At 69.2% G+C, this 13,291-nt stretch carries 12 protein-coding genes; 6 read left to right on the top strand and 6 right to left on the bottom strand.

Annotated features, from left to right (window positions below; genetic code table 11):
- Positions 1-170: 170 nt before the first annotated feature.
- From OG266_RS25705 to galU, 5 genes are all read right to left on the bottom strand, one after another.
- On the bottom strand, positions 171-905 hold the full coding sequence (locus OG266_RS25705; RefSeq protein WP_266464153.1) for a GNAT family N-acetyltransferase: 735 nt from the start codon (positions 903-905) through the stop codon (positions 171-173).
- Positions 902-1,414, bottom strand: a complete 513-nt coding sequence (locus OG266_RS25700; protein ID WP_371548670.1) for a molybdenum cofactor biosynthesis protein B — start codon at positions 1,412-1,414, stop codon at positions 902-904. Before OG266_RS25700 ends, OG266_RS25705 begins: the two co-directional genes overlap by 4 nt.
- Entirely contained in the window at positions 1,411-1,923 is a 513-nt protein-coding gene (gene moaC, locus OG266_RS25695) for a cyclic pyranopterin monophosphate synthase MoaC (protein WP_266460218.1), read from the bottom strand. The genes OG266_RS25700 and moaC overlap by 4 nt, the downstream gene beginning before the upstream one ends.
- Positions 1,924-1,984: 61 nt before the next feature.
- On the bottom strand, positions 1,985-3,307 hold the full coding sequence (glp, locus tag OG266_RS25690) for a gephyrin-like molybdotransferase Glp (RefSeq protein WP_371548669.1): 1,323 nt from the start codon (positions 3,305-3,307) through the stop codon (positions 1,985-1,987).
- Between the two features lie 5 nt (positions 3,308-3,312).
- Positions 3,313-4,215, bottom strand: coding sequence for a UTP--glucose-1-phosphate uridylyltransferase GalU (gene galU, locus OG266_RS25685; protein WP_266460212.1), 903 nt, complete (start codon positions 4,213-4,215; stop codon positions 3,313-3,315).
- Positions 4,216-4,308: 93 nt separating this feature from the next.
- On the opposite strand from galU, the gene OG266_RS25680 reads away from it, so the two are divergent.
- Complete coding sequence (locus tag OG266_RS25680; RefSeq protein WP_371548668.1) at positions 4,309-4,923, top strand: 5-formyltetrahydrofolate cyclo-ligase; 615 nt, start codon at positions 4,309-4,311, stop codon at positions 4,921-4,923.
- A gap of 78 nt (positions 4,924-5,001) precedes the next feature.
- Here OG266_RS25680 and OG266_RS25675 read toward each other — a convergent pair whose 3' ends face one another.
- Complete coding sequence (locus OG266_RS25675) at positions 5,002-7,749, bottom strand: penicillin acylase family protein (RefSeq protein ID WP_371548666.1); 2,748 nt, start codon at positions 7,747-7,749, stop codon at positions 5,002-5,004.
- Positions 7,750-8,004: 255 nt separating this feature from the next.
- On the opposite strand from OG266_RS25675, the gene OG266_RS25670 reads away from it, so the two are divergent.
- The 5 genes from OG266_RS25670 to OG266_RS25650 all read left to right on the top strand — a co-directional run bounded on the left by OG266_RS25670 (position 8,005) and on the right by OG266_RS25650 (position 13,215).
- The gene (locus OG266_RS25670; RefSeq protein ID WP_371548664.1) at positions 8,005-9,540 is read left to right on the top strand and encodes a potassium/proton antiporter; all 1,536 of its coding nucleotides are present in this window, start codon (positions 8,005-8,007) and stop codon (positions 9,538-9,540) included.
- A gap of 351 nt (positions 9,541-9,891) precedes the next feature.
- The gene (locus OG266_RS25665) at positions 9,892-11,154 is read left to right on the top strand and encodes an MFS transporter (protein WP_266460197.1); all 1,263 of its coding nucleotides are present in this window, start codon (positions 9,892-9,894) and stop codon (positions 11,152-11,154) included.
- Positions 11,155-11,222: 68 nt separating this feature from the next.
- The gene (locus OG266_RS25660) at positions 11,223-11,531 is read left to right on the top strand and encodes an FmdB family zinc ribbon protein (RefSeq protein WP_266460195.1); all 309 of its coding nucleotides are present in this window, start codon (positions 11,223-11,225) and stop codon (positions 11,529-11,531) included.
- Between the two features lie 77 nt (positions 11,532-11,608).
- Positions 11,609-12,487, top strand: a complete 879-nt coding sequence (locus OG266_RS25655) for an S-methyl-5'-thioadenosine phosphorylase (RefSeq protein ID WP_371548662.1) — start codon at positions 11,609-11,611, stop codon at positions 12,485-12,487.
- A 170-nt stretch (positions 12,488-12,657) separates the two neighbouring features.
- Positions 12,658-13,215 carry a hypothetical protein gene (locus OG266_RS25650; RefSeq protein WP_371548660.1) on the top strand — a complete coding sequence of 186 codons (558 nt, stop codon included), beginning with the start codon at positions 12,658-12,660 and terminating at the stop codon, positions 13,213-13,215.
- Positions 13,216-13,291 lie beyond the last annotated feature (76 nt).

The following is a 13,291-nucleotide window of genomic DNA, read 5'->3' as shown; positions in this document are numbered from 1 at the left end:
TCACACGGTAGAGGGGTTTGCGTGAGGCCATCTGCCAATTGAGCCGGTGTGTCGCACGATCTGGCTGATATTTCGAGCTTTTTTTGTGACCGATGCGATCAACAGGCCGCCGGGACCGCGAATTTAATGCCCGGAGACGATCGCCGAGCGATCAATTTCGAACACCCATTTCATTTACTCGCGTTGCCCGGCTTACTCGGGTTCTGCGCGCCCGTCTGCCCGGGTCGCACCTGTTCGTGCCCCATCTGACCCGGCCTGGTCTGGTCCAATCGCGCCTGTTCGGAGCGCGCCCGCTCCGCGCGCGCCCGTTGCCAGCGCCCGAGCAACCCCTCCGGTACCTCTTCGGCGGTGAGTGCGAAGACAAGATGGTCGCGCCAGGCTCCGTCGATGTGAAGATAACGTGGACGAAGTCCTTCCTCGCGGAATCCGAGTTTCTCCACGACCCTGCGACTGGGCCCGTTCTCGGGGCGAATACAGACTTCGATGCGGTGCAGTCCGACGGTCCGGAAGCAGTGGTCGGTCACGAGCGCCACGGCCGTCGGCATCACTCCGCGCCCCGCCACCGACTGGTCCACCCAGTAGCCGATGTGCCCGGAGCACATCGAGCCCCAGGTGATCCCGGCGACCGTCAGCTGCCCGACGAGCCGCCCCTGGTATTCGATGACGAAGGGCAGCATTCGGCCCGCGTTGGCCTCGGCGCGCAGGTGCCTGACCATCTGACGGTAGGTCGGCCGGTGCGCGATCGGACCACTGGGCGTGGGCGGCGGGATGGTCGCCTCCCAGGGCCGCAGCCAGTCCCGGTTGCGCCGGTTGACCTCGCGCCAGACCCGCTGGTCGCGCACCTTTATCGGCCGGAGGACGACATCGCCGTCCACCAGCTCGACGGGCCAGGATGGGCTGTTCAGCTCACACCCCCGGTGTCGCTGGGTCTGGGGTGGTCGCCGCCGCGGATCTGGTCGACGGCGTGAGTCAGCAGAGGCTCCAGAACGGCCAGTCCGTCCTTCACCCCGCCGGAGGAACCGGGCAGGTTGACGATCAGTGTCCGTCCCGCGACTCCGGCGAGCCCCCGGGACAACGCCGCCGTCGGAACCTTCTCTCTTCCGAACGCCCTGATGGCCTCGGGAATGCCCGGCACCTCGTGATCGAGAACACGACGCGTGGCCTCCGGGGTCCTGTCGGTGGGCGAGATCCCGGTGCCGCCGGTGGTGACGATGACGTCGTACCCGGCATCGACACCGGCACGCAGCGCAACCTCGACCGGGTCACCGTCGGGCACCACCCGGGGACCGTCCACCTCGAAGCCGTACGAGGTCAGCCCCGCGGCGATCAGGGGTCCGCCCTTGTCCTCGTAGACCCCCGCGGCGGCCCGGTTGGAGGCGGTGACCACAAGGGCACGGTACGACGGTCCCGTCATGCCCGACTCCAGTGGCCCGACTTTCCGCCCGTCTTCTCCTCCACGCGTACGTCCGTGATGACCGCTCCCTTGTCGACCGCCTTGACCATGTCGATCACGGTGAGGGCCGCCACGGTGACCGCGGTGAGGGCTTCCATCTCGACGCCCGTACGGTCCGTGGTCTTCACGGTGGCGAGGATCTCGACGGCGTCGTCCGTGACCGACAGATCAAGCTTGACACCCGACACCGACAACGGGTGGCACAGCGGGATCAGGTCCGGCGTGCGCTTGGCGCCCATGATGCCCGCGATGCGCGCGGTCGCGAGGGCGTCGCCCTTGGGGACGCCCTCGCCGCGCAGCAGCTCGATCACACGCGGTGAGACCAGGACGCGGCCGCTGGCACGGGCGGTGCGCGCGGTCACGTCCTTGCCTGACACGTCGACCATGCGGGCGGCGCCCGCCTCGTCGATGTGCGTCAGCCGGTCCTGTACATGGGGTCCGGGGGTCTCCCCCCGGGCTGGAACTGTCATGTGCTGCGGCGCTCCCGGTCGGGCCTGTTGTGCGCGACACGGTACCGCCAACTCGGGGCGCTCAGCCGAGCAGGACCACGTCGACCTCGGTGCCGGGCTCGACCGAGGTGTCGTTCTCGGGGACGACGATGAGTGCGTCGGCGTGTGCGAGGGCCGCGACCAGGTGGGATCCGGCGCCGCCGACGGGCGTCACCCGGCCGTCGGCGTACTTCCCGCGCAGGAACTGCCGGCGTCCCGCGGGCGAGGTCAGTGCCTTGTCGGTCGCGAGCGCTGCCCGGACGGTCGGGCGGTGGACGTCCGTCAGGCCCATCAGGGTGCGGACCGCGGGGCGTACGAAGAGCTCGAAGGAGACGTACGAGGAGACGGGGTTGCCCGGGAGGGCGAGCAGCGGGGTGTGGTCGGGGCCGATGGTGCCGAAGCCCTGGGGTTTGCCGGGCTGCATGGCGAGCTTTCGGAACTCGATGCCGCTGCCCTCCTCGTCCTCGTCTCCGACGGAGGAGAGGGCTTCCTTGACGACGTCGTACGCGCCGACGCTCACCCCGCCCGTGGTGACCACCAGGTCCGCTCGGATGAGCTGGTCCTCGATGGTGGCGCGGAGGGTCTCGGCGTCGTCGGCGACCGCGCCCACCCGGTAGGCGATGGCTCCGGCGTCGCGAGCGGCGGCGCAGAGGGCGAAGCTGTTGGAGTCGTAGATCTGGCCGGGGCCCAACTCCTCGTCGGGCTGGACGAGTTCACTGCCGGTGGACATGACGACCACGCGCGGGCGCGGGCGCACCCGTACGGTGCCGCGGCCGATCGCGGCGAGCAGGCCGATCTGCGGCGGGCCGAGGACCGTGCCCGCGTCGAGAGCGCGGTCGCCGGCCCTCACATCGCTGCCTTTCGCGCGCACATGCGCGCGTGCCTCGGCCGGGCGGTGGACCTGCACCTGTCCGAAGGCCCCCTCGGGGTCCGCGCTGTGGGCGCGCATCCCCGAGACCGGGCCCTCGCCGAGGCCGCCGTCGGTCCACTCCACGGGGACGACGGCCTCGGCGCCGGGAGGCATCGGGGCGCCCGTCATGATGCGGGCGGCCTGGCCGGGGCCCACGTGGAGCAGCTCGGCCTGGCCCGCCGCGACATCGCCGACGACCGTCAGAGCGGCCGGGAACTCCTCGCTCGCGCCCGCGACATCCGCGACCCGCACCGCGTACCCGTCCATCGAGCTGTTGTGGAACGGCGGCAGGGAGACCGGCACCGTCACGTCCTCGACCAGGACGCAGCCCTGGGCGTCGAGGAGCTGCAGCTCGATGGGTTCGAGGGGGCGAACGGTCGCGAGGATGTCCTCCAGGTGCTCGGTCACCGACCAGAGGTGGTCCTGGCCGGTGACGCGGGTCGCGGCGGTGCTCAAAATCGCTACATCTCCTCGGCTACGTAACTGCGAAGCCAGGTCCGGAAGTCCGGGCCCAGGTCTTCACGTTCGCATGCGAGTCTGACAATGGCACGCAGGTAGTCGCCGCGGTCACCGGTGTCATAGCGGCGGCCCCGGAAGACGACGCCGTGCACGGGGCCGCCGACCTTCTCGTCCGTGGCGAGCTGCTGGAGGGCGTCGGTGAGCTGGATCTCGCCGCCGCGGCCCGGCTCGGTCTTGCGCAGTATGTCGAAGACGTGCGGGTCGAGGACGTAACGCCCGATGATGGCGTAGTTGCTGGGCGCGTCCGCCGGGTCCGGCTTCTCGACCAGGCCCGTCACCTTCACCAGGTCGCTTTCGTCGGTGGACTCGACGGCGGCACACCCGTAGAGGTGGATCTGCTCGGGTGCGACCTCCATGAGCGCGATGACGCTGCCGCCGTGCTGCTCCTGGACCTCGACCATGCGCGAGAGCAGGGGGTCGCGCGGGTCGATCAGGTCGTCTCCGAGGAGCACCGCGAAGGGCTCGTGGCCGACGTGCGGGGCCGCGCACAGGACTGCGTGGCCGAGTCCCTTGGGGTCGCCCTGGCGCACGTAGTGCATGGTGGCGAGGTCGCTGGACTCCTGGACCCTGGCGAGCCGGTCGGCGTCGCCCTTCTTCTGGAGGGCCGATTCGAGCTCGTAGTTGCGGTCGAAGTGGTCCTCGAGGGGGCGCTTGTTGCGGCCGGTGATCATCAGGACGTCGTCAAGACCCGCGGCCGCGGCCTCTTCGACCACGTACTGGATCGCCGGCTTGTCGACGACCGGCAGCATCTCCTTGGGAGTGGCTTTGGTCGCCGGCAGGAACCGGGTACCGAGGCCTGCTGCAGGGATGACAGCCTTGCTGATCCTGGGGTGCGACTCAGTCATGCCCGCAACCATATCCGGTGGCTATGTGCGGAATCTGTAGCTCCGGTTAATTCACTCTCATATGAGCGTATTAGGAAGTTACAGGAGAGACCTGTGAGTCACGTTGGGTCCGAGTCAGAGCCTGACAAGAGAACGTTGCGGCGAGAATTCCTCACGGTGAGAAACGGGTTGACAGCCGATGACGTGCGGGAGACAACCGCAGCTCTCGCCGCCCGCGCCCTGGAACTGCCCGAGCTGGCGCACGCGCGCACAGTGGCGGCGTACGTCTCGGTGGGGAGCGAGCCCGGCACCCTCGCACTCCTGGACGCGCTCCACGCGCGGGGCGTGCGCGTGCTGCTGCCGGTGCTGCTGGCGGACAACGACCTGGACTGGGGGGCGTACGCCGGAGTGAGCTCCCTCGCGCGGGTCCAACACGGCGGAAAGATGGCCCTCTTGGAGCCGGCGGGCGAGCGGCTGGGGCCCGCGGCCGTCCAGGAGGCCGACGCGGTCCTGCTGCCCGGTCTCGCCGTCGACGCGCGCGGAATGCGCCTGGGGCGCGGCGGGGGCTCGTACGACCGCGTGCTGGCCCGTCTGGAGCGCGCGGGGGCCGATCCCGCGCTGGTGGTGCTGCTGTACGACTCCGAGGTCGTCGAGCGGGTCCCCGAGGAGCCGCACGACCGGCCCGTCCACGCGGTGGTGACCCCGTCGGGCGTACGTCGCTTCCGCTGAGGTCTTCCACCGGCGCCTCCGGCAACGCGAAAGGGCCCTCCACGCGCGCGTGGAGGGCCCTTTCGACAGGTCAGCGCGTCACGGTTTCAGGACCAGTGTGTCGCTCGTCCCCTTCTCGACCGCTTCCTTCGAGAAGGACCAGTCCAGCAGTTGGCCCTCGGCCCAGATGTCCGTCTGGTCGGTGTAGTGGGCGCTGTAGGCGTGCCCGGAGGCGCCGGTGAGGTTGATCCACTTGGACTTGTCGAGGTCCCCGAGGTTGACCACCATCCGCATGGACGGCACCCAGACCACGCCGTAGCCGCCCGCCGCGTTCCAGCCGGTCGCGTTGACCGTCGCCTCGCCGCCGCTGAGCTTCCAGGGGCCGCGGTTGAGCATGTACTGCAGGTAGGCGGGGCCTTCGGTGCCCAGGGTCTGGTTCTTCAGGAACAGGCGGTGCAGCCGGCCCCAGTTCCAGGTGTCGATGTCCTTGCCGAGCTTGGCGGTCAGCTCCCAGCGGGCGTCCTTCAGAGCCCGCCCGAACAGCTCGTCACGGGTGTCGGTCGCCTTGTCGAGGCGCGTCTTGGGCGACTTCCACCAGTCGCTGTCCTCGTCGTCGATGATGTTGCGGACCACCTCGAACCAGCGGTCGCCGCCGTCCGGCTGCGCCTTGTCCGCGGCGCGCTGGCCGCACTCGCGGACCGTCTGGTCCTCGTCGGCGGGACCGGTGGTGTCGACCGGGGCCACGTTCAGGCACTGGCCCTCGACGCGCAGCTCCTTGGGCAGCTTGTTGCCGAATGCGAGCTTGAGGATGTTGCGCCAGACCGAGTTGAAGTAGGCGGCGGCGGCGGAGTCGGCGTCCTGGGTGTAGTCCCAGCCCTCCAGGAGCTTCTGCGCCTCGCGGACGTCAGGGTCGTCGACGTCGATCTTGAGCAGTTTGGGCACCAGCAGCTTGGCGATCTCGCTGCTGTTGTCGAGCTGCATCTGGCGCATGTCCTCGGTCGAGATCTTGCCGCCGTCCTTGATCTTCGACTCGATCAGGTCGGTGATCCGCTGACTGCGCGTTCCGTAGCCCCAGTCCGTGGTGAGCGTGTAGGGGTACTTGTCCTTGTCGACGACAGCCTGGTTGGCGGTCACGATGTAGCCGCGGTCCGGGTTGTACTCGTAGGGCAGCTCGGCCTGCTTGATGTAGCCGGTCCAGTTGTACTTGGAGTCCCAGCCGGGCGCCGGGAGCGAGCCGTCGCCCTCGCCGCGCGTGGGGATCTTGCCGGGCAGCTGGTAGCCGATGTTGCCCTTGGTGTCGGCGTAGATCAGGTTCTGCGAGGGCACGTCGAAGGACGCGGACGCGTTGCGGAACTCGGTCCAGTCGGAGGCCTTGTCCAACTCGAAGACGGCGTCCATGGAGTTGCCCGGATCCAGCGCGGTCCAGCGCAGCGAGATGCCGTAGCCGTCGCCGCGGTCGGGCGCCGCGGAGTCGACGGTGGCCTTCTCGCCGACCTTGACGAGTTCGTCGTTGCGGTCGGACACCAGGGGCCCGTTGTCGGTCTCCCGGACGACGATCGTCTTGGAGTCGCCGCCCGCGACCTTGATGGTCTCCTTGCGGGTCGTGAAGGGCTTCACCTTGCCGTCGACCTGGTAGCCGTCGCCGGTGAGCTTCTCCAGGTAGAGGTCGGTGACGTCGACGCCGGAGTTGGTCATGCCCCAGGCGATGTCCTGGTTGTGGCCGATGATCACACCGGGCATGCCGGCAAACGTGTAGCCGGAGACGTCGTACTGGCAGGTGGCGGAGACGGTGGTGCAGTGCAGGCCCATCTGGTACCAGACCGAGGGCAGCGAGGGCGACAGGTGCGGGTCGTTGGCCAGCAGCGGTTCGCCGGTGATGGTGTGGTCGCCGTCGACGACCCAGGAGTTGGAGCCGATGCCGTTGCCGTTCACTCCGACGGCCGTCGGCAGGTCGTCGAGGACGTCGTAGAGCCCCGACAGCTGGCTCTCCAGGCCGGCGGGAGCCGTGGTGTCGCCCGCGAGCCCGGTGCCCGCGGAGTCCGTCGTGGTGCTGCTGCCGCCCTGGACGTACGACTGGGTGGCGCTGTCGTACTCGCCCTCCTGGACGATCGTCTGGTTCCGGCTGTACGGGTACTCCGGGTACAGGTCCGCGATCTGCTGCGGGCCCAGGCGGCTCGTCATCAGGGAGCGGTCGATCTCGTCGTCCATGTTGCCGCGCAGGTCCCAGGCCATCGCCTTGAGCCAGGCCACCGAGTCGACCGGGGTCCACTCCTGGGGCTTGTAGTCGTTCTCGAAGCCGAGGGCCGCGTACTCCAGGGAGATGTCCTTGCCGTCCTTGCCCTTCAGGTAGGCGTTGACTCCCTTGGCGTAGGCCTGGAGGTACTTCTTCGTGGAGTCCGACAGTTTGGTGTCGTACTCCTCCTTCGCGACCCGGTCCCAGCCCAGGGTGCGCAGGAACTCGTCGTCATCGACCGTCCCGGAGCCGAACATCTCGGACAGCCTGCCCGAGGTCATGTGACGGCGTACGTCCATCTCGTAGAACCGGTCCTGCGCCTGGACGAAGCCCTGCGCCATGAAGAGGTCCTCGTCGGACGAGGCGTAGATCTGCGGGATTCCGTAGCTGTCCCGCTTGACGTCCACGGGTCCTGACAGGCCGTCGAGCTTGATCTCGCCCGTGGTTTGCGGGAAGGAAGCGCGCACTGTGCTGACGGTCCAGAACCCGCCGAAGGCGACGCCGCCGATGATGGCCAAAACCAGGACGATCAAGAACAGTCGGGCTTTGCGCCCCTTCTTCCTGCCGGACTTGCCGGGCTTTTGGCCGGAAGAGGCGGTGGTGTTGGGGGGCATCGCTGTCCTTGCTGTCCTAACGCGAGCGGCAGGCGGTCCTGGAGTGCTGGAGCAACCATAGGCGCAGGGCCCACCGCGCCTTGACGCGGAGTCGGGTACCCGAACGGACGGGCGTTCGATCTTGCCCCCGGGAACGTCAAGAAAGCGTCAAGAGTTAGGTAAGGTAACGAAGTACTTGCACTGAAGTGCTCGGCTTCCGGTGTTCTGATCCGAGGGTTCCGATCCGCGTGTGCCGATCTGAGCGTTCTGATCCGAGTGACCGGATTGACGAGGAAGGAACGGCCGCTGACTGTCCACCACCTCAACCAACTCCTGCTCGTGTGCTCGCTCGTTCTGCTCGTCGCGGTGGCAGCGGTTCGGATCTCTTCGCGCAGCGGGCTCCCCACCCTGCTCGTCTACCTGGGCATCGGCGTCGCGATGGGCCAGGACGGGATCGGCGACGTCCACTTCAACAATGCCGAATTGACCCAGGTCATCGGGTACGCGGCCCTGGTCGTGATCCTGGCCGAGGGCGGCCTCGGCACGAAGTGGAAAGAGATCAAGCCCGCCCTTCCGGCCGCCACCTCGCTGGCACTGGTCGGCGTCGCGGTGAGCGTCGGAGTGACGGCCACAGCCGCTCACTATCTGATCGGGCTGGAGTGGCGGCAGGCGCTCATCATCGGGGCGGTGGTGTCCTCGACGGATGCGGCGGCGGTCTTCTCGGTCCTGCGGAAACTGCCCCTCCCCGCGCGCGTGACGGGCGTTCTGGAAGCCGAGTCGGGGTTCAACGACGCTCCGGTGGTCATCCTCGTCGTCGCGTTCTCCACGGCGGGCCCGGTGGAGCACTGGTACGCGCTGCTGGGCGAGATAGGCCTGGAGCTGGCCATCGGCGCGGCCATCGGCATCGCGGTGGGCTTCCTCGGCTCGTACGGGCTGCGGCATGTGGCGCTGCCCGCCTCCGGTCTCTATCCGATCGCCGTGATGGCGATCGCGGTCGTGGCGTACGCCGCCGGCGCGCTCGCCCACGGCAGCGGCTTCCTCGCCGTGTACCTCGCGTCGATGCTGCTGGGCAACGCGAAGTTGCCGCACTGGCCCGCCACGCGCGGTTTCGCCGAAGGGCTCGGCTGGATCGCCCAGATCGGCATGTTCGTGCTGCTCGGCCTGCTGGTCACGCCGCACGAGATGGGCGACGACATCTGGCCCGCGCTCGTCATAGGCCTGGTTCTCACCATGGTGGCGCGGCCGCTCAGCGTCGTGCTGAGCCTGCTGCCGTTCCGCATACCGTGGCAGGAACAGACGCTGATGTCCTGGGCCGGACTGCGCGGCGCCGTGCCCATCATCCTGGCGACCATCCCGATGGTGAGCGGCATCGAGGAAAGCCGCCGCATCTTCAACATCGTCTTCGTACTGGTCGTCGTCTACACGCTCATCCAGGGCCCCACACTGCCCTGGCTGGCCCGCAAGCTGCGGCTGGGCGAGTCCGGCGAGGCCGCCGACCTCGGCATCGAATCAGCCCCCCTGGAGCGGCTGCGCGGCCATCTGCTGTCCGTCGCGATCCCGAAGGGTTCGCGCATGCACGGCGTCGAGGTGGGCGAGCTGCGCCTGCCGGCGGGCGCTGCCGTCACCCTCGTCGTACGCGACGGGAAGTCCTTCGTACCGCTGCCCACGACCGTGCTGCGGCGCGGCGACGAGCTCCTCGTGGTGGCCACCGATCCCGTCCGGGACGCGGCCGAGAGGCGACTGCGCGCGGTGGGCCAGGGCGGCAAGCTGGCCGGCTGGCTGGGACCGGAAGGCGAAGGTCACAACCATTGAACGGAACGTCGAGCGAGACGGCGAACGAGACATCGGCCGGGACATCGACTGAGGCACCGGCTGAGGCATCGGCTGGGACATCCAGGCGAACAGGGCCTTAAGCGTTGATATGCATTCGCAGGCGAACGATGCCATGGTGCTCGTTTTCACAGGCAGTGGACCGTTCATCCCTGTACGATGAAGGCATACCTAGATCGAACCAACTCTGCCTGACGCAGAGCTGGCGCGACCGTATGGCGGCCGCGGTGCCCTCGCAGTGGGCAGCCGGTATCTACCGCAGTTCCGCGCAAGAGGACAGCTCTCGGCGCCCCCCGCACGGGCGCGCTACCAGGTGGCAGAAAGGCACGGGCCGTGGCATCCACGGTCACCTCCCGCCCCGGGTACGGGCAGCTGCTGCGCACGCGCGGCGCCTGGACGTTCCTGCTCCCCGGCTTCGCCGCACGCCAGCCGTTCGCGATGCTGACCATCTCCATCGTGCTGCTCGTGCAGCACACCACCGGCTCGTACGGAACCGCCGGCGCCGTCGCCGCCGTGACCGGTGTCTCCATGGCACTGTTCGCGCCCTTCACGGGGCGCCTCGCCGACCGGCTCGGGCAGCGGGCGGTACTGCTCCCCGGCGTCCTGGTGCACACCCTGTCGGGCCTCTCCCTGACCGCGCTCGCGCTGGCGGACGCCCCCTTGTGGGTCCTCTTCGTCGCCGCCGTGCCGACCGGCGCCTCGGTTCCCCAGATCGGTCCGATGGTGCGCGCCCGCTGGGGCGTCAAGCTCCAGGGGTCGCCGCTGATGACCACCGCGGCGGCCTTCGAGTCCGTCACCGACGAGCTGACCTTCGTGTTCGGCCCGCTCGTGGCGACCGCACTGTGCACGACCGTGGACCCGGCCGCCGGCCTGCTGACCGAGGCCGCGCTGACGCTGGTCGGCGGTCTCCTGTTCGCCGCGCAGAAGAGCACCCAGCCCGCTGTCGCTTTTGACGGGCACGCGCGCGTGGAGCACGTTTCGGCACTGCGCGTCCCCGGTGTGCGCGTTCTGATCGTGGCCTTCCTGGGAATCGGTTCCGTCTTCGGCGGCATGCAGGTCTCCCTCGCCGCGTTCAGCGAATCGATCGGCGAGCCCGGCCTGAACGGTGTCCTGTACGGCGTCTTCGCCGCGGGCAACATGCTCTCCGGCGTCGCCTTCGGCGCCATCGCCTGGAAGGTGGCCCCGCAGCGACGGCTCGTCCTCGGGTACGCGGCCCTGGCGCTCACCGCCTCCGGGCTCTGGGCCGCCCACTCCGTGATCGTGCTCGCCGGGATCGGCCTCCTGGTCGGCATGTGCATCGCTCCGGCCCTGATCACCGGCTACACACTGGTCGAGAGTCTGGTGCCCGCCGGCGCCCGCACCGAGGCCTTCACCTGGCTCACCGGCGCCGTCGCGCTCGGTCAGGCGGCGGCCGTCACGGTCTCCGGACAACTCGAGGATCGCTTCTGGGACGGCGCCGGTTTCCTGGTGCCGATGGCCGGTACGGCACTGGCTCTGGCGACGCTGGTAGGCCTGCGATCACGATTGGCGACGCGGCCCGCGAGCCGCACCGTCGCACGTGGCGTGGGTCACCGAGTGCCGGTGGCGGTGGACTGATCTCTCGGAATACGTCACTATGGACCGTCGTTAGCACTCATTGAGTGAGAGTGCCAGGAGGAAGACCAGTGCCGACCTACCAGTATCAGTGCACCGAGTGTGGCGAGGGCCTCGAGGCGGTGCAGAAGTTCACCGACGATGCCCTGACCGAATGCCCCAACTGCGGTGGCCGCCTGAAGAAGGTGTTCTCGGCCGTCGGCATTGTCTTCAAGGGCTCCGGCTTCTACCGCAATGACAGCCGCGGTTCGTCGACGAGCACCTCGCCGGCGTCCACGCCTGCTTCGAAGCCGTCGTCCACACCCTCGACCACTTCGTCGTCCTCTTCGGACTCGAAGTCGTCGGGCAGCGGCTCGTCCAGCAGCAGCTCCGCCGCGTAAGGCTTGTTCTTACGGGACCCCGTCGTCGTACGACGACGGGGTCTTCGGCGTTTCCTGGCCCGACTAGGGTGCGGTCCATGGCGAACACGGAGAATGCGCAGAGCCCTGCCGGAGAACAGCCGGCGGACAGGGCCGAGATCGGGGTCATCGGCGGCTCGGGGTTCTACTCCTTCCTCGATGACGTGACCGAGATACAGGTCGACACCCCCTACGGGCCGCCCAGCGACTCCCTGTTCCTCGGCGAGATCGCCGGGCGGCGGGTCGCCTTCCTGCCCCGTCACGGCCGCGGCCACCATCTGCCGCCGCACCGCATCAACTACCGGGCCAACCTGTGGGCGTTGCGTTCCGTCGGCGCACGACAGATCCTCGGGCCCTGCGCGGTGGGCGGTCTGCGACCTGAGTACGGGCCGGGGACACTCCTGGTGCCGGACCAGCTGGTCGACCGTACGAAGGCGCGGGCGCAGTCGTACTTCGACGGTCTTCCGCTGCCGGACGGCACGGTGCCGAACGTGGTGCACGTGTCGCTGGCCGACCCGTACTGCCCCGTCGGTCGCAAGGCCGCGCTCGAAGCTGCGCGCGGGCGGGACTGGGAGCCGGTGGACGGCGGCACCCTCGTGGTGATCGAGGGCCCGCGGTTCTCCACCCGTGCCGAATCGCTCTGGCACCAGGCGCAGGGCTGGTCCGTGGTGGGTATGACCGGCCACCCCGAGGCGGCGCTCGCGCGCGAACTGGAGCTCTGCTACACGTCGTTGACCCTCGTCACCGATCTCGACGCGGGGGCCGAGACCGGCGAGGGAGTTTCGCACGACGATGTGCTGAAGGTGTTCGCGGCGAATGTGGACCGGCTGCGGGGTGTGCTCTTCGACGCGGTCGCGGGGCTGCCGGCGAACGGGACGCGGGACTGTCTGTGCACGACGGCGCTGGGCGGGATGGATCCGGGGTTCACGCTGCCGTAGCGCGGGGCCCCTGCAGTCGTTCAGCGCGTCGCAGGAGGGGCGGAACTTCCCGTTCGGGTGAGGGAGTTGTCCACAACCCGTCGGTGGTCCACGGGCTCCGGCGGGCTCGGCCGTGAGGCCTCATCGTGGGATCGCAAGCAGCCGATCTCTCGTCGCAGGTGGTGGTCACCATGGCACAGCCCTCTCAGCTCGCTCCTCTCACTCCTCCCGTACGCCCGCCGGGCGCGGACGCGCCTCCGACCTGCGAGGTACCTCACTTCGCTCCCGTACGCGTGCGCGGCGGGCGGTATCAACTGCGGCGCCTCACCCGGCACAAGCGGCGGGCCGTGGCCGCGGGGCTGGCGGTCACGGCGGCCGCGCTCATCTCGGCCGGCCCTCGTGACGCCGAGCGGGCGCGGGGGCATCCCGCGGGCGCTGCCCGTTCCGCTTCCGCATCCGCGTCGGCTCCCGTACGCGAGCGCCGCGCGGCCGAGATGGTGACTGCGCCGGTGCGGATCGCCGACGCGGCCACGGTGCGGTTGTTGCGGCGCGGGGACCGGGTCGATGTCGTCGCCGCGGACAACGGCGGCGAGGCACGGGTGGTCGCAGCCGGGGTCCGGGTGACCGAGGTGCCGGAAGTCGACGCCACCGAGACCGGCGCTCTGGTCGTCCTCTCCGTCCCGCGGACCACGGCGACGCGGCTGGCCGGCGCGAGTGCGACCTCACGGCTGGCGGTGACGGTGTGCTGAACAACGTGCCCGACCGTGACGCCGTAAGTGACGAATCGGTGTCAAGTCCCTCGTTCGAGCTGCCGAATTGGACAGG

It is taken from the genome of Streptomyces sp. NBC_00554, from assembly GCF_041431135.1.
In the GTDB taxonomy this organism is placed as follows: Bacteria; Actinomycetota; Actinomycetes; order Streptomycetales; family Streptomycetaceae; genus Streptomyces.
The sequence above is the reverse complement of the archived record's forward strand: the minus strand, read 5'-3'. Positions and strand labels throughout refer to the sequence as shown.

Excerpts from the sequence above, each read along its gene's own strand:
- moaC (WP_266460218.1), bottom strand. The coding sequence starts at position 1,923 with ATGACAGTTCCAGCCCGGGGGGAGACCCCCGGACCCCATGTACAGGAC.
- OG266_RS25675 (WP_371548666.1), bottom strand. The coding sequence starts at position 7,749 with ATGCCCCCCAACACCACCGCCTCTTCCGGCCAAAAGCCCGGCAAGTCC.
- OG266_RS25655 (WP_371548662.1), top strand. The coding sequence starts at position 11,609 with ATGGCGAACACGGAGAATGCGCAGAGCCCTGCCGGAGAACAGCCGGCG.
- OG266_RS25700 (WP_371548670.1), bottom strand. The coding sequence starts at position 1,414 with ATGACGGGACCGTCGTACCGTGCCCTTGTGGTCACCGCCTCCAACCGG.
- galU (WP_266460212.1), bottom strand. The coding sequence starts at position 4,215 with ATGACTGAGTCGCACCCCAGGATCAGCAAGGCTGTCATCCCTGCAGCA.
- OG266_RS25650 (WP_371548660.1), top strand. The coding sequence starts at position 12,658 with ATGGCACAGCCCTCTCAGCTCGCTCCTCTCACTCCTCCCGTACGCCCG.